This window comes from Paracoccus albus (assembly GCF_027913035.1).
Taxonomy (GTDB): domain Bacteria; phylum Pseudomonadota; class Alphaproteobacteria; order Rhodobacterales; family Rhodobacteraceae; genus Paracoccus; species Paracoccus albus.
In genome coordinates, this window is record NZ_CP115775.1 from 2,976,553 (window position 1) to 2,996,343 (window position 19,791).

Consider the following 19,791-nt stretch of genomic DNA (forward strand, 5'->3'; position numbering starts at 1 on the left):
TGTAAGGCCATGACACGACGCAAAAATGCGTCATCATGCCCAAGAGGATGAGTTAATTGATGACGCCGTCGCGCCCCAATCGCGACGGCGTTTTTCTTTGCTACGCTGGCTGTTGGGTTGGTTTGTCTGGCTTGGTTGGCGGTTTGCGATAGCGATCTTTGTGCTGGTTTTGCTTTTCGCGGTGATCAATCCCCCCACGACCTGGACGATAATCCGCAACGCTCGCGACTATCCGATTGCCGACCGGCAGTGGGCGGAAATCGAGGAGATTTCGCCTGTCATGCTGCGCTCTGTCGTTGCCGCAGAGGACGCCAATTTCTGCAACCACTGGGGTTTCGACATGCAGGAGATCCGGCGTGTTATCGCGCAGGGGCGCGGTGGTGGCGCGTCAACCATCAGCCAGCAGGTCGTGAAGAATGTGTATCTTTGGCAGGACCGAAGCTGGCCGCGCAAATCGCTGGAAGCCCTGGTCACGCCAGTGGTTGAGGCTGTCTGGTCCAAAAAGAGAATACTGGAAGTGTATCTGAACGTGGCAGAGTTCGGACCCGGTATATTCGGTATCAGCGCTGCCGCGCGTCACCATTTCGGAACGACACCGGATCAGTTGGATCGCGTTCAGGCTGCGCGGCTTGCGGCCGTTCTGCCAGCACCCAAGCAGCGCGGCACTGCACAGCCCAGCCAACGATCACGATCCATAGCCGACGGCGCGGCAACCATTGCAAAGGACGGTCGCGATTCCTGTTTCAGATAGGATCCCAGCCGCATGCCGTGACGGCAAAAGCAAAGGGCCGGACAGATGATCTGTCCGGCCCTTACTATAGCGAGGTTCTTTACTTCAGATCATCTACTGAATTGATGACCTTGCCCAAAAGACCGTAATCCAGTGCTTCTTGCGTATTCAGCCAGAAGTCGCGGCGTGTGTCTTTCTCGATCTTATCGACACTTTGACCCGTGGCTTCTGCAAAGATCTGATTCAGCCGTTCGCGCATCAGACGGACCTGTTCAGCCTGGATCATCATATCGCTGGACGTACCACGAATGCCGCCAGAGGGCTGGTGAAGCAGAAAGCGCGTGTTGGGCAGGCAATAGCGATTCTCCTTCGCCGCACCGACAAAGATCAGCGCACCGGCCGAAGCCACCCAGCCAGAGCCGATGCAGCGCACGGTCGGACGGATGAACTTGATCATATCGTGAATCATATCGCCGGATTCGACGTGGCCGCCGGGCGAAGAGATCAGCATCGTGATCGGATCGTCGCTTTCTTCAGACAGCGCAAGAAGATGCGCCACGGTGCGCTGTGCCAGCTTGTCGTTGATCTCACCGGCGACAATCACATTGCGGGATTTGAAGTAGAGTTTGCCGATATTGCCGGCATCCGGCAGGCCCAGACCCTCTTGCTTCGGCTGTTCTTCTTCGCGCTCGTCTTCTTCTTCGTCGTCCAGCCAAATCTTGGGCATGTTAACCTCTTGTTTCAGTGATTGCACCAGCGTCACGCGCCGGGGTTGGAGCTTACGCCGACCTTCGCGGGACGCAACAGCCGGTCATGCAGCATGAAGCCCGGCTCCATCAGTTGGATGATATCGCCGGCTTTCGTGTTCGGAAGCGGTGCCTCAAACATCGCCTCATGATGCTCTGGATCGAATTTGGTGCCCACTTCGGGGCGCAGAACGGTAATGCCATGCTTCCCAAATACATTGCCCAGCTCGCGAAGGGTCAGTTCGACGCCCTCCAGCAGCGCTGTATTCGCACCGCGCTGTTCCTCGGGTACCGCATCAAGGGCCCGGTGAAGGTGGTCATAGACAGGCAGCAGGTCGCGGGCCAGGCGTGTTCCGCCATATCGTTCGGCATCGCGGCGCTCTTTATCCGCGCGTTTGCGGGCGTTTTCCGCATCGGCAAGCGCGCGCATGAAACGGTCGCGCATCTCATCACGTTCTGCGGTCAGACGTTCAACAATATCGTCCTCGTCACTCAACGGGTCCATGAAATCCTCGGGCAGAGGGGACTCCTCGGGTGGCAGCTCATCGGAATTTTGATCGCTCATCCTCTTTATCCTTTCACACCGGACAGCACGCGCCCGACCAGTTGCGCCGTATAGTCAACGATCGGCACGATGCGACCGTAATTCAGCCGCGTCGGACCAATCACGCCCACAGCGCCAATGATCTTTCGGTCGGTGTTCATATAGGGAGAAACCACCAGAGAGGAACCGGAAAGTGAAAAAAGCTTGTTCTCAGAGCCGATAAAAATGCGAACACCGTCGCCGCCCTCGGTCAGTTCCAGAAAGCTTGCGATATCACGCTTGCGTTCCAGATCGTCGAACAGGACGCGGATGCGGTCCAGATCGGCAAACTGCGCGCCCAGCAGATTGGCACGACCACGCACGATCAGCCGTGCATCGCTGTCCTCTCCGTCCCATGCGGCAAAGCCCTGCTCGATCAGATCTGCGGCAAGGTTGTCCAGCTCTTTCCGGCGGCGGATGATATCCCGCGCGATCTCATCGCGAAGCTCGCTGAGCGTGCGGCCTTCGGCCAGGGCGTTAAGGTAATTCCCGGCCTCACGCATGGAGGATGGTGTTTGGCCCGGCGGCGGGCTGAACAGGCGGTTTTCGACATGGCCGTCAGAAAATACCAGAACGACAAGCGCCCTGTCCGTACCAAGGCTGACAAATTCGATATGCCGGATCGGGGCTTCATGCTTTGGCGTCAGAACAAGGCTGGCCCCATGCGTCAGCGCCGACAACGCACCGCCCACGCGATCAAGCAGAGCAGACACATCGGAGGATTCGGTATCCAGCGTCTGTTCGATCCTTTCTCGGTCGGTCGGGGCGACGGGATCAACCTCCATCAGCCCATCAACAAACAGCCGCAGGCCCTGCTGTGTCGGACGCCTGCCGGCAGAGACATGCGGCGCGTCCAGAAGCCCCAGATACTCCAGGTCCTGCATGACGTTGCGGATTGTCGCTGCGCTGACCTTTTCGGTCATGTCACGCATCAACGTGCGCGAGCCGACCGGCTCTCCTGTCATCAGGTAGCTTTCCACAACGCGGCGGAACACTTCGCGCGAGCGTTCGTTGAGTTCGTCAAGCATGGGTTGACTTGTCATGTGGGCTTGCGTCCGTCCTTGGCTGACCTGTATCTGGACGCCGAAACAGGAAAGGAAATCCCATGCGTCCTTCGGGCCGAAATTTAAGCGAAATGCGGCCGATTTCAATCGAGACCGGTGTTATGGCACATGCAGAAGGCTCTTGCCTGATAAAAGTTGGTGCGACGCATGTGTTGTGTTCCGCCTCGATAGAGGAGAAGGCCCCGCCCTTTCTGCGTGGCAGCGGACAAGGCTGGGTGACGGCAGAATACGGGATGCTGCCGCGTGCAACCAACACCCGCAATCGGCGGGAAGCGGCATCGGGCAAGCAGGGCGGAAGAACAGTGGAAATTCAGCGACTTATCGGAAGGTCGCTGCGTGCGGGCGTAGATCGCCGCGCCCTGGGTGAACGCCAGATCGTCGTCGATTGCGATGTCATACAGGCTGATGGCGGAACCCGCTGTGCGTCGATCACCGGCGGCTGGGTTGCGCTGCGTCTGGCGGCCAACAAGCTGCTGGAGGCCGGTCTGGTAACCTCTGACCCGCTGCTTGACCACGTTGCCGCGGTTTCGTGCGGGATCTACGCGGGTCAACCCGTGGTCGATCTGGACTATCCCGAAGACAGCGAAGCGGGAACAGACGGCAATTTCGTCATGACCGGCGCAGGCAATCTGATCGAGGTGCAGATGTCGGCTGAAGGCGCGACCTTCACCCGCGATCAGATGGGCCAGCTTCTGGATCTGGCAGAGGCCGGTATTGCCGAGCTTGTCGCCGCGCAAAAGGCCGCAATCTGATGCGGCGCTTCGACGGCAAACGCCTGCTGGTCGCAACCCACAATGCCGGCAAACTGGACGAAATGCGTGCCCTGCTTGCGCCATACGAGGTTGAAGTGGTGGGCGCTGCAGAGATGGGCCTGTCGGAGCCTGTGGAGACCGAGGATAATTTTGCCGGCAACGCACGGATAAAGGCCAAAGCGGCGGTAGAGGCCACCGGCCTGCCCGCCCTGGCTGATGACAGCGGCATCAGCGTGGACGGGCTGGACGGTGCGCCGGGCGTCTACACCGCCGATTGGGCCGAAACCGGTAACGGTCGCGATTTCGGCATGGCGATGGAGCGGACATGGCGAGAGCTGGAGGAGCGGAACGCCCCCTTCCCCCGGACAGCCCAGTTCCGCTGCACATTGGTGCTTGCCTGGCCGGATGGCCATGAAGAGATCTTCGAAGGCATTCTGCCCGGTCAGATCATCTGGCCGCCTCAGGGCGCGCAGGGTCACGGCTATGATCCGATTTTTCAACCGGATGGTCACGAGATGACGCTGGGCGTGATGAGCCCTGATCAAAAGAACGCTGTCAGTCACCGTTCCATCGCTGTGGCCAAGATGCTGGATGGCTGCTTTGCATAGGATCTCGACCGGCTCGCCATTTGAAAAAACGATGGGTTACAGCCGCGCGGTCGTGAAAGGCCCGTGGTGTTTCGTATCAGGCGTCACAGGCTATGACTATGCAACGATGATCATGCCGGATGACGTGGCAGAGCAGGCGCGGAACTGCTTCAGAACAATCGCCTCTGTTCTGGAGCAGGCCGGTTTCGCGATGTCTGACATTGTCCGCGTGCAATATACTGTCGCCGATGCCGCACTCGTCAACGCGGCCATTCCTGTGCTCGGCGAGTTTCTGGGGGACATTCGTCCCGCGGCGACAATGGTGGTCGCCGGGATGATCAAGCCCGAAATGAAGATCGAAATCGAAGTAACTGCGCTGAAGGAATGATTGCTGACTGGCAATATGGCGGCTTCGGCCTTTATGTGCATTGGCCCTTTTGCACATCGAAATGCCCCTATTGTGACTTCAACAGTCATGTTGCCACGTCGATCGACCAGACACGCTGGCTGAACGCCTATCGCAGCGAAATCGCCCGCGTTGGCGCCCTTACCCCCAACCGCGTCCTAAGCAGCATTTTCTTCGGCGGTGGCACGCCTTCACTGATGGCGCCCAAAACGGTCGCTGGTGTGATCGAAGCCGCGCGTGAGAACTGGACCTTCGCCAACGATATCGAGATCACGATGGAGGCCAATCCCGGCTCTGTCGAGGCTGGCCGGTTCAGGGGCTATGCCGACGCAGGCGTCAACCGTCTATCCTTGGGTGTTCAGGCGCTGAACGACGACGATCTGCGACGGCTTGGCCGTATGCACAGCACAGCAGAGGCCCGCGCCGCATTTGATCTGGCAAAGTCGGTATTCTCTCGCGTCAGCTTCGACCTTATCTATGCACGGCAACGCCAGTCTGCGGATGCGTGGCGCGCAGAACTGGATGAGGCGCTGTCGATGGCCGTGGATCATCTTTCGCTCTACCAGCTGACGATTGAGGACGGGACGGTCTTCGGGGCCCGTCACGCGGCGGGAAAGCTACCGGGTTTGCCGACTGACGATCTGGCCGCAGATATGTATCTGGAGACGCAAGGCTTCCTTAATGAGCGTGGAATGCCTGCCTATGAGGTGTCAAACCACGCCGTTACGAACGCTGAATCCAAGCACAACCTGATCTATTGGCGGCAGGGCGATTGGGCGGGTATCGGACCGGGCGCACACGGGCGGTTAGGGTTGAATGGCAGCAGGTTTGCCATGGTTGCAGAGATGACGCCCGGTGGCTGGCTGGATCGGGTCGAGACGCTTGGCAGTGGGGACATCGAATCCGAACGACAAGCGAATGATGAGGTCGCGACGGAGTATCTTCTGATGGCCATGCGCCTGTCAGAAGGTATGGATCTTCGCCGGTTCAAAGCAAAGGGCGGATTGCTGGATCACCCCCGCCTGTCGCGGCTCGTCGAAGATGGTTTGGTAGAGGTTGACGCAGATCGCATTCGTGCAACGACGCTTGGTCGCCCCGTTCTGAACTATATCTTGCGTGAGATGGCCGCATGAAACGCATTATATTGTTATCCGTCGGCTGGGTGGCTGTCGGTTGTGCGCTGATCGGTTTGTTCCTGCCGATCATTCCGACCGTGCCCTTTCTGCTCGTGGCGCTATGGGCCTTCGGCCAATCGTCCGAACGACTTCGCCAGAGGATATTATCCGACCCCGTCTTCGGCCCGGATATACGAAAGTGGCAAGAGCGTGGCGCGATCCGCCGCTCTGCCAAAATCTTCGCGACACTGGCTATGGCTGGTAGCGTGGTTCTCGCGTTCTGGTTCGGCGTGCCAATACTGATTGTATCAGTTCAATCACTCATACTGTTCTGCGTCGCGATTTTCATCGTGTCGCGACCGGAAGCTTAAACGCCGGCCGACAGCACCTGGCACAGCTTATCCAGCTGTTCCAAGTCGCGATAGCTGATCACCAGCTGACCGCCCTCTCCTGCCTGCTTGATCTGCACCTTCATTTTCAGAGTCGCAGAAAGGTCGCCTTCCAATGCGCGCGTATCTGCATCTTTCTCGGCCCGCTTGGATGGTTTGGCCGTCGCACCGTCCTTTTCACGCATCAGCGCCTCGACCGCGCGAACAGACAAGTCTTTGTCGATGATCTTCCTGGCCAGCGGAACCGGGTTTTCGGCAGTCACAAGCGCACGGGCATGACCGGCCGATAGCTTCTCATCACGAACCCACTCCTGCACCTGATCCGGCAGGTTCAGGAGACGAAGAAGGTTAGCAATGTGGCTGCGGCTTTTGCCAAGGGCTTCGGCGAGCTTATCTTGCGTGTGTCCGAAACGTGTCATCAGCTGCTTGTAAGAGGCAGCCTCATCAATCGCATTCAAATCGGCCCGCTGGATGTTCTCGATGATCGCAACTTCCAGCATCTCTTCGTCGCTGAAACCGCGTACCAGAACAGGCAACTCGTGCAGCTGCGCCATCTGGGCGGCGCGCCAACGCCGTTCGCCAGCGACGATCTGATAGATTTGGTCATCGTCAGGATGCTTCCGGACAATCAGCGGCTGAATAACGCCCCGATGCCGGATCGAATCGGCAAGCTCCGCCAGAGCGGATTGATCGAATACTCGGCGCGGCTGATCCGGGTTTGGCGTAACTTGTTCGATGGGAACCGTAAGCGTTCCCTCTTTAGCGGCCGGCGCATTATCCTCGGTCTGCAAGTCGGCCATCAGTGCCGACAATCCCCGCCCTAAACTGCTGCGCTTGCCTTGGCTCATTGACGCATTTCCTTTTGTCTGTTCAGAAATTCAGTAGCGAAAGCCCTGTAGGCCCTACTGCCCGTCGACCCTGGATCATACATGGTAACTGGCAAGCCATGCGAGGGAGCCTCTGAAATACGCACATTCCGGGGAATGATGGTTTTGTAAACCAGCTCACCCAACGTTGCCCTCGCATCCGCCTCCACCTGCTGAGACAGGTTGTTCCTGCCATCATACATGGTCATCACCACGCCATCGAGGCGGAGCGCCGGGTTGGCGCCCTGCCGAACCTCTCGCACCGTCATAAGAAGCTGGGACAGTCCTTCAAGCGCATAAAATTCTGCCTGCAATGGCACGAGCACCGAGTCTGCGGCCACGAGGGCATTTACCGTTAGCAATCCCAAGGCCGGCGGACAATCGATGAGGATAAACTGTTCGTCGTCAACCTCATTTATGGCTGCCTTCAGCAGCTCAATCCGCTTCGGCCGGTCAGAAAAGTCAATATCGCCAGAGCTGAGATCCGGCGTAGACGGGACGAGCCTCAGGTTTTTCACACTAGTATCGATCCTGACCCGCTGCAAACTTTGGCTGCCTGCAAGCACGTCATAAGACGTAGCTTCCCTTCCCTTGATTGAACAACCCACACCGGTGGACGCGTTGCCCTGTGGGTCAAGGTCGATGATCAAGGTCGAACTGCCCCGCGCCGCCAGTTCCGCGCCCAGATTAACAGCAGTCGTCGTTTTGCCCACGCCACCTTTTTGGTTGGCAACGGCGATTACCATGGGCTTAGTCATTTGGTTCAATATTCCTCAATTTCAGCACCGCCGCTTCCGGATCGGTCGCACTTTGAAAGCTGTCGAGTTCGAACGACCACCCCTTCCGCGCGGCCTCAACTTCGGCCTTCCAAGATCGCCCCTTCATTAGCCAAGCCTCGCCGTCCAGTGCAAGCTGCCGATGGAGTGTCGGCATCAATTTATCGAGGGCGGCGAGCGCTCTCGCGCTTACGAAGTCGTATTTTCCGGGATCAAGTGTCTCTATCCTTGTGTTTTTTACGCTAAGCTTGTTCAGACCGAGTTCACGCTTCACGGTGCTGAGAAAGGCAGCTTTTCGTTTATCGCTCTCCGCCAGAATAATCGCCAATGGGATATTCCTTGCCAGAATCGCTAAAACGATCCCGGGAAGGCCCCCGCCGCTACCCAGATCAAGCCAAGTTCCCATTTTGGGGCGAGACAGCTGAAAAATCTGCGCTGAATCAGCTATATGCCGATTGTATAGGTCCGATATTGTCGCTGGCGCTACAAGGTTAATTGTCGGATTCCACTTTCGGATTAGGTCTGCGTAAACTTGGAAAAGCTCAGTTGTTTCACGTGAAACATTCATCTTGCACGACCGACCTTCTGAGTTGTCGCGATAAGAAGCGCGAGAGCCGCTGGCGTCATCCCTTCAATGCGCGCTGCTGAGGCAATAGATTGAGGTCTGATCGACGACAATTTGCCCTGAAGTTCATTAGACAGACCGGATAGTTGCGAATAGTCCAAATTTGCGGGTATGCCCAGTGCTTCCTCTCGCCGAAGAGATTCTGCCTCGCGGCGTTGCCGCGCTTCATATTGGCTGTACAGCGCATCCGTCTTTATTTGGCGTTCCGTAGCCTCGTCCAGAATCGGCATACCCGGCCAAAGCCGCCTGATGTCGGAAAAAGAAACATCCGTCATCGCAAGTAGCTCAAAAGGCGTACGTCGCCGACCGTCTTTGCCTGCGTTGACACCGGATTCGGAAAGCTGCTTCGCTGTGAAATCAACTGAGGTAAGTGCGTGCTTCGCTCCGCTTATGCGGCTCATTTTCTCTTCAAATACCCTTTCCCGTTCTTCCCCCACGCATCCAAGCGCGATGCCCCTAGCCGTAAGTCGCTGATCAGCGTTGTCTGCCCGCAACGTCAGACGGAACTCCGCCCGAGAGGTAAACATTCGATACGGCTCGGTCGCGCCCCTAGTCGTCAGATCGTCTACCATTACGCCAATGTATGATTCGGTACGGCTGAGGTTCACCGGCTCCTCCGAAGCGGCGTTCAGCCCAGCCAGAAGCCCTTGGGCGGCGGCCTCCTCGTACCCTGTCGTCCCATTGATCTGGCCGGCAAGGAACAAACCCTTAAAATCTCTTAATTCCAGGCAGTCATTCAGAGCGCGAGGATCGACGTAGTCATATTCAACAGCATAGCCTGGTTGCAGTATTTTTGCCGATTGGAGACCGACGATTGAATGAACATATTCCTCCTGAACCACGACCGGCAACGACGTTGAGATGCCATTCGGGTAAATAACATCAGTTTCCAGTCCTTCGGGCTCCAGGAAGATTTGATGTGAGTCCTTGTCGGAGAAGCGATGAATCTTGTCTTCTATTGATGGACAATAGCGCGGTCCGACACCTTCGATGCGCCCACCATACATCGCCGAACGGTGTAAATTATCCCGAATAATATCGTGGGTGCGGCTGTTGGTGTGTGTTACGCCGCACTCAACCTGCCTTAATACAGGACCCTTACTCATAAAAGATAGCATTTCAGGGTCGCTGTCGCCTGGCTGGGTTCCGACTTCTTGCCAGTCAATAGTTTTGCCATCAATACGTGGTGGCGTACCAGTTTTCAATCGGCCAAAAGAAACACCAAGATCCCGAATTTGATCGGCGAGCATATTCGACGATGTGTCACCCCAGCGGCCAGCATGCCGTTTCTCTTCCCCTATATGGATAAGGCCGTTCAAGAACGTACCCGTCGTCAAAACAACCTTGGGTGCAGCCAAATGACCATCTGAAAGCCGAACACCCCGGATAACCCCGCCATCCACATTCAGCCCCAATACCTCGCCGAATATGATAGAAACGCCAGGCAGAGCCTTTATCGCTGCATTGGCAGCCCTTCGATAGGCGTACCGGTCGGCCTGCGTGCGCGGTCCTTGCACTGCCGGACCCTTCCGCCGGTTAAGAAGCCTATATTGAATGCCAGCGGCGTCAGCCAGCTTACCCATCAGGCCATCTAGCGCATCTATTTCCCGAACAAGATGTCCTTTGCCAAGCCCACCAATCGCCGGATTGCATGACATAGTGCCAATATCGCGCTCGGTCATCGTCACCAACGCGACCTTTTTGCCCATCCGCGACACCGCGGCGGCCGCCTCGACACCCGCATGGCCACCACCAACAACTATTACATCGAAATGTTTCACGTGAAACACTCCCTACTTACCAACGCAAAATTTGCTGAACACTGCCCCAAGATAGTCTTCCACGTCGATTCTGCCAACCAATCTTTCAAGCTCCCGTGTCGCTATCCTGATCGAATCCATCGCTATCTCTGGGGGTAGGCCAAATGTATCTTGCAAAGCGTCAACTGCGACAGCCATAGCATCAGCTTGTCGCGCATGACTCGCAAGCCCGGTCTCTGAAAGTCGTGTGCGAAGCGATTCGTAGACCGCATCGAGAAGCTCTTCAATACCGGTACCAGTAACACTTGACACCGCGCCGGGCAGGCCTGTTATATCCCCCTTCGTCTCGACCAGAATATCATCAGCGCAGCGAAGGTCAGCTACCTCAATCGGCACGGGACCAACAAAAATGCGCAAATCTGCTCCCTGCGCGCGCAATCTTGTGCGTTCAATTCCAATCGTTTCGACCATATCATCGGTATCGTGCAGGCCCGCTGTATCCAGAAAAGTGACCGGCAAACCATTCAAGTCGGCGCGAAACTCGACCACGTCACGAGTGGTGCCCGGTTGATCGGTCACGATCGCGATATCGCGCCGCGCAATAGCGTTTAAAAGAGATGACTTGCCGGCATTCGGCGCCCCTACAAGAGCAACCTCAAAACCGTTTCGCAATCGCTCATTCGCAGGAAATGCCGAAACCTGATCGGCAATAGAGTCACGTACACCGGCGATAAGCACATCAAGGCCCGAAATCACATCATCCGGAATTTCTTCATCCGCAAAGTCAATCGAAGCGGTGATCTGCGCCCCTGCCTCGATCAAAGTCTCACGCCACCCATCGACGAGCCTACCGAACGCACCGCTGTTTACTTCGACAGCCAACTTACGCTGAGCTTCGGTTTCCGCTGACAGAAGGTCCGAAAGTCCTTCTACTTCAACAAGATCCATTCTCCCGGAAATAAAACTACGTAGCGTAAATTCACCCGGTTTCGCCTTCCGCAAACCGCGACTTTCCAAGGCGGACTCCAGCCGCTTTACGACAACCGGCGCCCCATGAAGCTGGATCTCGCAGCTTTCCTCGCCTGTGAAACTGGCACCCTCATCGAACCTCACCACCAAGGCGCTGTCGATCAACTCATCCCCGTCACGAACCGAGCGGAGGTAACAATAGCGCGATTCAGGCAGTCGGCCGCAGATATCTTCGGTCACGCGTCGCGCGTCCGGGCCGCTCAACCGGATAATCGACACACCGCCACGCCCTGGTGGTGTCGCTTCTGCAAAAATCGTGTCCAAGGTTCATCACGCGTTCATAGACTCGAAGAAATCAGCGTTATTCTTGGTCTGCTTCAGTTTTGAGATCAGGAACTCGACAGCATCGGTCGTGCCCATCGGGTTAAGGATGCGACGCAACAGATATGTCTTCTGCAGATCTTTCGCATCGACCAGGAGTTCTTCTTTCCGCGTACCGGATTTCAAAATATCCATAGCGGGGAAGACACGCTTGTCGGCAACCTTACGGTCAAGGACGATCTCGCTGTTACCGGTGCCTTTAAATTCTTCAAAGATGACCTCATCCATCCGCGAACCAGTATCAATCAGCGCGGTCGCAATGATAGTCAGCGAACCGCCCTCTTCGATATTACGTGCAGCACCAAAGAAGCGCTTCGGTCGCTGCAACGCATTGGCATCAACACCACCGGTAAGCACCTTACCTGAGGACGGCACCACAGTATTGAACGCTCTACCAAGTCTGGTGATAGAATCCAAAAGGATCACAACATCTCGTTTATGCTCAACCAGACGCTTGGCTTTCTCGATCACCATTTCCGAAACAGCGACGTGGCGTGTCGCTGGTTCGTCAAAGGTCGAGCTCACAACTTCGCCCCGAACAGAGCGCTGCATATCCGTAACTTCTTCCGGACGCTCGTCGATCAGCAACACGATCAAATAGCATTCCGGGTGATTGCGTTCGATCGAATGCGCGATATTCTGCAGCAGAACCGTTTTACCCGTGCGCGGCGGCGCCACAATCAGTGAACGCTGACCCTTACCGATCGGCGCAACCAGATCGATAATACGCGCCGAGCGGTCCTTGATCGTCGGATCGTCGATTTCCATCTGAAGCCGCTCATTCGGGTATAGCGGCGTCAGGTTGTCAAATGCCACCTTGTGGCGGGCGGTCTCGGGCTCTTCGAAATTGATCTTTTCAACTTTGGTAAGCGCAAAGTAGCGCTCATTATCGCCGGGCGCGCGGATCACACCTTCGACCGTGTCGCCGGTCCGCAGGGCGTGCTGGCGGATCATATCGGGGCTGACATAGATATCGTCTGGACCCGGCAGATAGTTCGCCTCGGTCGAGCGCAGGAAACCGAACCCATCCTGAACGACTTCAAGGACGCCATCACCGCCGATATCGTAACCATCCTCGGCATGCTCTTTCAGGATCGAGAACATCATCTCGCCCTTGCGCATAGTCGAAGCGTTCTCGATCTCCCATTCTTCGGCCATCGACAGAAGGTCCTTGGGGCTTTTCGCTTTCAGATCGGACAGATTCAGACGTTCATCGCTCATTGCATCACCGCATAGCGCCCCGAATTTTCGAGGCATATTTCATTTCATTTGGAAAATATCCGCACCGGACGGCCGGATCGTTGCGCGCCGCTTAGCCGAGGACACGATTCGAGTCAATCTTTGCCAGCAATTGGCGACCGCGTTTCAGAACTTCAAGACCACGGACAGCACAATGATGACCATCAAGAGCGTCGGCAATTCGTTCATCATACGATAGGTTCGCCCGGAAAGCGCGTGACCAAGCTTCAATTGTCGCCTCTGACGCGCAAGCCACATATGAAACCCAGTCATCGCAAGGACAGATGCACTCTTGGTCCAGGGCCAGATCATGGACCAGTCCACGATACCCGGTGTCAGAACGAGCAAGACACCAAACAGCCAACTGGCAATCATTGCAGGGTTCATGATCAGCCGCAGTAGCTTGTCTTCCATGATTACGAATGAAGCAGCAGGTTCACCGCCCGCTAGGCCTCTCTCGGCATGATAGACGAACAGCCTGGGCAGATAAAAAAGACCGGCCATCCACGAGACGACGGCCATGATATGTATGGCCTTGATCCAGGGGTAGATAGAACTGAGAAGACTGCCCATGCTCTCTTCCTTTAATCATAAAGAAAGAAAGAAGAAAGATGATGTATTTGTAGGACCTGTGGGCGACAGGATTACCCGAATTTCCTTGCAATATCCACAAGCGAAACAGTTTAGAATTTTGAAAAATATAATAAAAACAATTTATTAAAATGAACCATATCGACAATCCACAAGCTGGGGATACACGCGGCTGCGTCATACCATTGTGGATAATTCAGCGTCGTTCTTGAAAGGTTCGCGAGGGATTTACACTGGCAGTCGCGGGCGCTTGCGGACTCACAGAATTGTCCACAGACTGATCCCGAAGGTTAGCAACACCGGGCGCTATGGTTTTCCCTTTCAACAGTTCCTAACAGGGGGTATCCAAGAGTTTATGACAGCCAGCATATCGAGCCATAGTGAACAAAACGTTCAGCATGCCCCACTGGCCGGGGTCATTGGCTGGCCGATTGCGCATTCACGCTCTCCCCGTTTGCACCGGCACTGGTTGGACCGCTATGATCTGCCCGGCGACTATATTCCGATACCCGTACGGCCAGAGCATCTGAGCGATGTGCTTCGAATGCTGCCAAAGATGGGCTTTGTCGGTGCCAACCTTACGATTCCGCATAAAGAGACAGCTCTTCAGATCGCTGACATCATTACGGATCGCGCGGCGCTGATCGGCGCGGCCAATACGCTGATTTTCCATGAGGACGGCAAGATACACGCCGACAATACCGATGGCTTCGGCTTCATCGCCAATTTGAAGCAACACGCCCCGGACTGGTCTGCGGCGCGGGGTGCGGCGGCGGTTATCGGTGCGGGCGGTGCGGCCCGCGCGGTTGTGGCCTCGCTTCTTGAAAGCGGCGCGCCAGAGCTGCGGATTACCAACCGCACGAAGATCCGGGCGGAGCAGATAAAGGCAGAGTTCGGCGCCAAAGTCGTTGTCTATGACTGGGCTCAAATCGGTAATATGCTGGACGGCGCGCATACCGTCGTCAATGCGACCTCGATGGGCATGACAGGAAAGCCACCCCTGCGCGTTCCATTTGACGCGCTTCAAAGCAGTGCTCTGGTAACGGACCTCGTTTACACCCCGCTGATGACAGATTTTCTGACAGAGGCGCAGACACGAGGCTGCACGGTTGTGGACGGTTTGGGTATGCTACTGCATCAGGCCGCGCCGGGGTTTGAGCGGTGGTTCGGTCAACGGCCAGAGGTTGACGACGCATTGCGCCAGGCGGTCTTGTGATATTTCGTCTGGGCCTGACCGGATCCATCGGTATGGGAAAATCCACGACCGGCAAGATGTTTGTGGAAAGAGGTCACCCGCTTTGGGATGCAGATGAAGCCGTCCATCGACTTTATTCAAAAGGTGGCGCGGCTGTGCAACGGGTGTCCGAAGCATTTCCCGCTGCCCTGAATGACGGCGCAATAGATCGTGCAGCGCTGAAAGCCGCATTGGCGGCTGATCCAGATGGATTCAGCCGGTTGGAAACGATCGTGCATCCCCTTGTTGCCGCGGATCGCAAGGCGTTCATCGCCCGTGCTGAGAATGACGGAGCAAGGATAGCTGTGCTTGATATTCCGCTGCTGTTTGAGACAGGGGCAGAGAAGCAGCTTGACGGCGTCGCGGTTGTCTCAACCGATGCCAAGACGCAGAAGGCGCGCGTGTTGGCACGGCCCGGCATGACGGCAGAGACGTTTGAGATGATCCTGTCACGACAAATGCCGGACGCCGAAAAAAGGGTGCGTGCAGATTGGGTCATCCCCAGCGATACATTGGAGTCCGCCCGGCGCGCGGTCGACGCAATTTGCAGCGAGATACTTGAGGGTCAGAATGCGTGAAATCGTGATGGATACCGAAACGACGGGCCTTGATCCTTCATCGGGTGATCGCCTGCTGGAGATCGGCGCAGTTGAATTGTTCAACCACCTTCCCACGGGCCGGACCTACCACAAATACATCAACCCGGAGCGCGACGTCCCCGATGAAGCGGTCGCCATTCACGGGCTGACAACCGCATTCCTGCAAGACAAACCCCTTTTTTCACAAGTTATCGACGAATTTCTGGACTTTATCGGCCCGGACGCGAAACTGGTGATTCATAATGCCAGTTTCGACATGAAGTTCATGAATGCGGAACTCAAGCGATGCGGGCGCGCCACACTGCCATGGTCGCGAGCGTTGGATACGCTGGCACTGGCCAAGGAAAAGTTTCCCGGCGCTCAGAACTCGCTGGACGCGTTGTGCCGCAGATATGGCATCGACAACTCTGCCCGAACCCTGCATGGCGCGCTTCTCGACAGTGAAATTCTGGCTGAGGTTTATCTGGAACTGATCGGCGGCAGGCAGCCCGATCTGGTGCTGGCGGCCCCCCAGCCGATCAAACAGGCCGGGGCGGCAGAAGGTGAAAACCAGGAAAAGGCCACGGCCCGGCAACGACCTTCGCCCTTGCCGGGCAGATTAAGCGACGCTGAAAAGGCTGCGCATAAAGAATTCGTCGCGAAAATGGGCGATAGTGCCGTATGGTCACGCTACATGAGCATCACGGACGGTTGAACTTCGCCCTGCAAAGGCTGACACTGCGGAAAAACAGCGGGCAGTCATCATGGGCGACTTGATTGCGCCACTTCGCGATATCTGGCAATTCATTCTCGCACTTGGCGAACGGATGGATAAGATTCATATGGGTCTTATCGCAGCCGGCGTTGCATTTTACGCGATGTTCGCTGTGTTTCCGGGACTTGCCGCGATCATCGCCTTCTGGGGCGTCTGGTACGATCCGACTGTCATTCAGGACTATGTTCATGTTGCCGAGGAATTTGTCCCGCCGGAAGCGATGGCGATCCTGCAGGTTCAGGTGGATTCGCTGGTATCTGGCGGGCGAACGAAGCTTGGATGGACGACTTTCTTATCGTTTATGATTGCGACCGTGGCGGCCCGCGCAGGCGTGAATGCCTTGGTTCGCGGATTAAACGCCGCTTACGGCGTTCGGGCGCATTCGACGGTTTTCGGCTTTGTGCTCGCCTACATCCTGACGCTGGCGATTGTCGGTGTGGTTTTCATGGGGCTTGTGACGATCGTTGTCGTGCCGATCGTGCTGAACATGTTTGCGCTTGGGCCGTTCCGGGCGTGGCTGATAACCGCGCTGCCTTGGGCCGGAATGCTGCTGATCGTGATGATAGGCATCGGGATTCTGTATCGTTACGGCCCAAATGTCCGCACGCCGCGAACAGCGATTTTTACATGGGGCTCGGTTGTCGCGACGATTGCCTGGGGTCTCGCCTCACTGGCCTTTTCGGCCTATCTCGGCAGTTTTAACAGCTACAACCGGATCTACGGCTCTATCGGTGCTGTGGTCGCTTTGCTGATGTGGTTCTATCTGGCTGCATTCTCCGTCATGCTCGGCGCGGTATTCAATGTAGAGCTTCGCCGCCGCCGCCGCGTTGCAGCAGCGAGAGAAGCGCGGCGGTCACTGCGGGAAGAGGCGGCAGCGCAGGATTAAAGTGGGCCGGTCTGGTACAGCCTGACCTTCAGCCCGCCATGCGCCACGAATGGCCCCGGTTCTTTGAACGGCAGCCCGGTCGCGCGGGCCAAAGCGGGTTCTGACGTCACGATCCCCACTCGCCAACCCCTGAACCGGCTGCGCAAAACCTCGCCCATCGCGGCATGAAGACCGAATAGTGGACCTTTATTGCCGATGCGAGCGCCGTATGGCGGGTTGATGATAACCAGCCCGGCCGGCCCGTCAGGAGGGGCGGCATCTGCGATCTGCCCTTGTGCAAAGCTGCACCAGTCGCCGACCCCCGCGCGATCGGCGTTTGCCACGCTCATTCTGACGGCACCTGCATCGCGGTCGGCACCGTAGAAACGTTGTGAGGGTGTTTTAAACTTGGAAGCGGATTCCATCGTGCGGAATGCTGCGGGATCATAGCTTGCAAACTGCTCGAACGCGAAGTTTCTGCTTCTGCCGGGCATCAGTCCTGCCGCGATCTCTGCGGCTTCGATAACGAATGTGCCAGAGCCACACATTGGATCGAACACAGATTCCGTGCCGACGTAACCGCATTCGCGAAGGAAGGCCGCCGCCATCGTCTCGCGCATGGGTGCTTTGGCGACGGCTTCCTTGTGACCGCGCTTGTGCAGGCTTTCACCCGATGAATCGAGGCTGATTGTGGCCAGATCATCCTCTATCCGCAGTTTGACGACGACCAAGGCATCCTTGCTGATCGGCGCGCCCAATTCCTCCCGGATCGCGCGTTCGATACGCTGCGCGGCCGCGCCGGCATGGTAGATGCGGGATTTTCGCGTCGTGGCCTCTACCCTGACCGGAATGTCCTTTTGCAGAAAATCGGCCCAGGGAAACTTTCGCGCCCGCTTATCAAGCTGCGCCAGGTGCATGGCGCGAAACTCGCCAATACGGACAAGCACACGGGTCGCACAGCGAAGGGCAAGATTGGCCCGCCAGACTTCGGGCCAGCCGCCACGCGTTTCCACGCCGCCTGCTATGACCTGCGGGTCGCTAAAGCCTGCCTGACGCGCTTCATCGGCCAGCGGCTGCTCCAGCCCCGGCGTCGCCACCAGAAAGATGCCCAGTTCGCTCAGCTGGCCTCCAGCCCTTCGGTCGAGGCAAAGAACATGGCCTGACTGACGGCAGAACTTACCTGATCTTCGGTATATGGTTTCGAGATCAGGAAGGCAGGTTCGGGCCGGTCGCCGGTCAGCAGACGTTCGGGGAACGCCGTGATAAAGATCACAGGCATATCGCCAAGCGTCGACAGCAGTTCATTCACGGCGTCGACACCGGAAGAACCATCGGCAAGCTGAATATCGGCAAGAATCAGATCAGGACGCTTTTCCTTGGCAAGCTGAACAGCCGCAGTATGCGTGCGCGCGATGCCTGTCACCTCATGGCCCATCGCCTGTACGATGCCCTTCAGATCCATCGCGATGATCGTTTCATCTTCGATCACCATGACTTTGCCGCGCAGGGCATTGCCCATTTCATTCATCGCGGTCTGCACCAGCTCTTCCGCCTCTTCGGGCGAGATCTGCATGACCTTTGCGATTTCATCAGGGCGCAGCCCCTCGATCGTGTTCAGCAGCAGCGCCTCACGCGAGTTTGGCGTCAGACCGGACAGGTGAACCTGTGCGCGTTGACCACGGGCACCGCCGTCTGCGTCTGCAACGGGCTGGCCGCTGGATTCCCAGATTGCGTGGAAGGCACGAAACAGGCCGACACGCACATCAACGCCCTCAAGCGGGCTGCGGTCAGCCAGAATGGCCTCCAGCGTGGCGGCAGCATAATTGTCGCCAGCGGATTGGCTGCCCGTCAGCGCACGTGCATAGCGGCGCAGAAACGGCAGCTCTTGCCCGATGGACTTGGCAAGGTCGGCAGAAGACATATAAACCTCTATCATCGCGGCCCCTGGTGGAACCAGTCTATGATCTATCGGTTGAGCGGGATGCGCACAAGTCAGTCGGGATTAAACATAATATGGTCACCAAGCGGGACGAGCGAAAAAAAGCCGCTCTGGAAAAGCAGATCGACGAAAACCTTAAGCGGGTCTACCAGGAGGACGCCAAGGAAGAGGTGCCGGATCGCTTCCTTGACCTGCTGAAACAGCTGCGCGAGCAGGAGTAACCCATGTCAGACAAAGCGAAACGCACCCAGACCGGTTCGTCTGGCGCATCTCCGCGCGACGAGTTGGTTGACCATCTGCCCGCGCTGCGCGCCTTTGCCCTCTCGCTGACCCGTGACGGCGCATCCGCCGACGACCTTGTGCAGGACACCATCGTCAAAGCATGGACCAATATGGACAAGTTCCAGCCCGGCACGAATCTTCGTGCATGGCTTTTCACGATTCTGCGGAACACCTTTTATTCTGCCCGCCGTAAAACGAAACGCGAGGTTTCGGATGCTGATGGCGTCCACGCAGCTCGTCTTGCGACGCGGCCTGAACATGACGGGCGGCTGGCGATGACTGACTTCCGCGCGGCATTCGCCCAGCTTCCGGACGAACAGCGCGAGGCGCTGATTCTGGTTGGCGCATCCGGCTTTTCTTATGAGGAAGCCGCGAACATGACCGGCGTGGCAGTCGGCACGGTAAAGTCGCGTGCCAATCGGGGGCGCCGCCGCCTTGCCGAACTGCTTCAGCTTGAAGATGGCGAGGAGCTTGAGATGACCGATCGCGCGACGCTTGCCGCGATGGCTGCGAACTCGCCCGTTATGCGTTGAGGCAGG

At 57.1% G+C, this 19,791-nt stretch carries 24 protein-coding genes; 12 read left to right on the forward strand and 12 right to left on the reverse strand.

Annotated features, from left to right (window positions below; all coding sequences use genetic code 11):
• Positions 1 to 25 precede the first annotated feature (25 nt).
• A complete protein-coding gene (mtgA, locus tag PAF20_RS14920) occupies positions 26 to 751 on the forward strand; it encodes a monofunctional biosynthetic peptidoglycan transglycosylase (RefSeq protein ID WP_271071384.1) in 726 nt (241 codons plus the stop codon).
• Between the two features lie 79 nt (positions 752 to 830).
• On the opposite strand, the gene PAF20_RS14925 is transcribed toward mtgA, so the two are convergent.
• The 3 genes from PAF20_RS14925 to hrcA form a co-directional block, all read right to left on the reverse strand.
• Positions 831 to 1,457, reverse strand: a complete 627-nt coding sequence (locus tag PAF20_RS14925; protein ID WP_271071385.1) for an ATP-dependent Clp protease proteolytic subunit — start codon at positions 1,455 to 1,457, stop codon at positions 831 to 833.
• Positions 1,458 to 1,489: 32 nt separating this feature from the next.
• The gene (locus tag PAF20_RS14930; protein WP_434802961.1) at positions 1,490 to 1,981 is read right to left on the reverse strand and encodes a nucleotide exchange factor GrpE; all 492 of its coding nucleotides are present in this window, start codon (positions 1,979 to 1,981) and stop codon (positions 1,490 to 1,492) included.
• A 65-nt stretch (positions 1,982 to 2,046) separates the two neighbouring features.
• Positions 2,047 to 3,102: a heat-inducible transcriptional repressor HrcA gene (gene hrcA / locus PAF20_RS14935; RefSeq protein ID WP_271071387.1), complete on the reverse strand. Its 1,056-nt coding sequence runs from the start codon at positions 3,100 to 3,102 to the stop codon at positions 2,047 to 2,049.
• A gap of 62 nt (positions 3,103 to 3,164) precedes the next feature.
• Here hrcA and rph point away from each other — a divergent pair, with 62 nt between their 5' ends.
• The 5 genes from rph to PAF20_RS14960 are packed head-to-tail and all read left to right on the forward strand — an operon-like array spanning position 3,165 to position 6,354.
• Positions 3,165 to 3,875: a ribonuclease PH gene (rph, locus tag PAF20_RS14940; protein ID WP_271071388.1), complete on the forward strand. Its 711-nt coding sequence runs from the start codon at positions 3,165 to 3,167 to the stop codon at positions 3,873 to 3,875.
• On the forward strand, positions 3,875 to 4,483 hold the full coding sequence (locus tag PAF20_RS14945) for a non-canonical purine NTP pyrophosphatase (protein WP_271071389.1): 609 nt from the start codon (positions 3,875 to 3,877) through the stop codon (positions 4,481 to 4,483). Before rph ends, PAF20_RS14945 begins: the two co-directional genes overlap by 1 nt.
• Complete coding sequence (locus PAF20_RS14950; RefSeq protein ID WP_271073341.1) at positions 4,476 to 4,850, forward strand: RidA family protein; 375 nt, start codon at positions 4,476 to 4,478, stop codon at positions 4,848 to 4,850. Before PAF20_RS14945 ends, PAF20_RS14950 begins: the two co-directional genes overlap by 8 nt.
• A complete protein-coding gene (gene hemW / locus PAF20_RS14955) occupies positions 4,850 to 6,001 on the forward strand; it encodes a radical SAM family heme chaperone HemW (protein ID WP_271073342.1) in 1,152 nt (383 codons plus the stop codon). Before PAF20_RS14950 ends, hemW begins: the two co-directional genes overlap by 1 nt.
• Complete coding sequence (locus PAF20_RS14960) at positions 5,998 to 6,354, forward strand: YbaN family protein (protein WP_271071390.1); 357 nt, start codon at positions 5,998 to 6,000, stop codon at positions 6,352 to 6,354. The genes hemW and PAF20_RS14960 overlap by 4 nt, the downstream gene beginning before the upstream one ends.
• On the opposite strand, the gene PAF20_RS14965 is transcribed toward PAF20_RS14960, so the two are convergent.
• The 7 genes from PAF20_RS14965 to PAF20_RS14995 form a co-directional block, all read right to left on the reverse strand.
• Positions 6,351 to 7,220: a ParB/RepB/Spo0J family partition protein gene (locus tag PAF20_RS14965; RefSeq protein WP_271071392.1), complete on the reverse strand. Its 870-nt coding sequence runs from the start codon at positions 7,218 to 7,220 to the stop codon at positions 6,351 to 6,353. The genes PAF20_RS14960 and PAF20_RS14965 overlap by 4 nt on opposite strands.
• Positions 7,217 to 7,996 carry a ParA family protein gene (locus PAF20_RS14970; protein WP_271071393.1) on the reverse strand — a complete coding sequence of 260 codons (780 nt, stop codon included), beginning with the start codon at positions 7,994 to 7,996 and terminating at the stop codon, positions 7,217 to 7,219. The genes PAF20_RS14965 and PAF20_RS14970 overlap by 4 nt, the downstream gene beginning before the upstream one ends.
• Positions 7,989 to 8,582, reverse strand: coding sequence for a 16S rRNA (guanine(527)-N(7))-methyltransferase RsmG (rsmG, locus tag PAF20_RS14975; RefSeq protein WP_271071395.1), 594 nt, complete (start codon positions 8,580 to 8,582; stop codon positions 7,989 to 7,991). The genes PAF20_RS14970 and rsmG overlap by 8 nt, the downstream gene beginning before the upstream one ends.
• Positions 8,579 to 10,420 (reverse strand): tRNA uridine-5-carboxymethylaminomethyl(34) synthesis enzyme MnmG, encoded by a 1,842-nt coding sequence (gene mnmG, locus PAF20_RS14980; RefSeq protein WP_271071396.1) that lies wholly within the window; start codon positions 10,418 to 10,420, stop codon positions 8,579 to 8,581. The genes rsmG and mnmG overlap by 4 nt, the downstream gene beginning before the upstream one ends.
• A gap of 12 nt (positions 10,421 to 10,432) precedes the next feature.
• Positions 10,433 to 11,692: a tRNA uridine-5-carboxymethylaminomethyl(34) synthesis GTPase MnmE gene (gene mnmE / locus PAF20_RS14985; RefSeq protein ID WP_271071397.1), complete on the reverse strand. Its 1,260-nt coding sequence runs from the start codon at positions 11,690 to 11,692 to the stop codon at positions 10,433 to 10,435.
• A gap of 6 nt (positions 11,693 to 11,698) precedes the next feature.
• Positions 11,699 to 12,970, reverse strand: a complete 1,272-nt coding sequence (gene rho, locus PAF20_RS14990) for a transcription termination factor Rho (protein ID WP_271071398.1) — start codon at positions 12,968 to 12,970, stop codon at positions 11,699 to 11,701.
• A 144-nt stretch (positions 12,971 to 13,114) separates the two neighbouring features.
• On the reverse strand, positions 13,115 to 13,561 hold the full coding sequence (locus PAF20_RS14995) for a CopD family protein (protein ID WP_271071399.1): 447 nt from the start codon (positions 13,559 to 13,561) through the stop codon (positions 13,115 to 13,117).
• 373 nt (positions 13,562 to 13,934) lie between these two features.
• On the opposite strand from PAF20_RS14995, the gene PAF20_RS15000 reads away from it, so the two are divergent.
• From PAF20_RS15000 to PAF20_RS15015, 4 genes are read left to right on the forward strand one after another with little or no spacing between them, the layout of a single operon-like run.
• A complete protein-coding gene (locus PAF20_RS15000) occupies positions 13,935 to 14,795 on the forward strand; it encodes a shikimate dehydrogenase (RefSeq protein WP_271071400.1) in 861 nt (286 codons plus the stop codon).
• Positions 14,792 to 15,391: a dephospho-CoA kinase gene (coaE, locus tag PAF20_RS15005; protein WP_271071401.1), complete on the forward strand. Its 600-nt coding sequence runs from the start codon at positions 14,792 to 14,794 to the stop codon at positions 15,389 to 15,391. Before PAF20_RS15000 ends, coaE begins: the two co-directional genes overlap by 4 nt.
• On the forward strand, positions 15,384 to 16,106 hold the full coding sequence (dnaQ, locus tag PAF20_RS15010) for a DNA polymerase III subunit epsilon (protein ID WP_271071402.1): 723 nt from the start codon (positions 15,384 to 15,386) through the stop codon (positions 16,104 to 16,106). Before coaE ends, dnaQ begins: the two co-directional genes overlap by 8 nt.
• A 49-nt stretch (positions 16,107 to 16,155) precedes the next feature.
• Positions 16,156 to 17,052, forward strand: coding sequence for a YihY/virulence factor BrkB family protein (locus PAF20_RS15015; protein WP_271071403.1), 897 nt, complete (start codon positions 16,156 to 16,158; stop codon positions 17,050 to 17,052).
• Here PAF20_RS15015 and PAF20_RS15020 read toward each other — a convergent pair.
• Positions 17,049 to 18,152 (reverse strand): THUMP domain-containing class I SAM-dependent RNA methyltransferase, encoded by a 1,104-nt coding sequence (locus PAF20_RS15020; RefSeq protein ID WP_271073343.1) that lies wholly within the window; start codon positions 18,150 to 18,152, stop codon positions 17,049 to 17,051. The genes PAF20_RS15015 and PAF20_RS15020 overlap by 4 nt on opposite strands.
• Positions 18,149 to 18,952, reverse strand: a complete 804-nt coding sequence (locus tag PAF20_RS15025; RefSeq protein ID WP_271073344.1) for a response regulator — start codon at positions 18,950 to 18,952, stop codon at positions 18,149 to 18,151. The genes PAF20_RS15020 and PAF20_RS15025 overlap by 4 nt, the downstream gene beginning before the upstream one ends.
• Positions 18,953 to 19,044: 92 nt before the next feature.
• On the opposite strand from PAF20_RS15025, the gene PAF20_RS15030 reads away from it, so the two are divergent.
• Together PAF20_RS15030 and PAF20_RS15035 are read left to right on the forward strand one after the other, a co-directional pair.
• Positions 19,045 to 19,191, forward strand: a complete 147-nt coding sequence (locus PAF20_RS15030; protein WP_271071404.1) for a NepR family anti-sigma factor — start codon at positions 19,045 to 19,047, stop codon at positions 19,189 to 19,191.
• Positions 19,192 to 19,194: 3 nt separating this feature from the next.
• Positions 19,195 to 19,785, forward strand: a complete 591-nt coding sequence (locus PAF20_RS15035) for an RNA polymerase sigma factor (protein ID WP_271071405.1) — start codon at positions 19,195 to 19,197, stop codon at positions 19,783 to 19,785.
• The last annotated feature ends 6 nt before the right edge of the window (positions 19,786 to 19,791 follow it).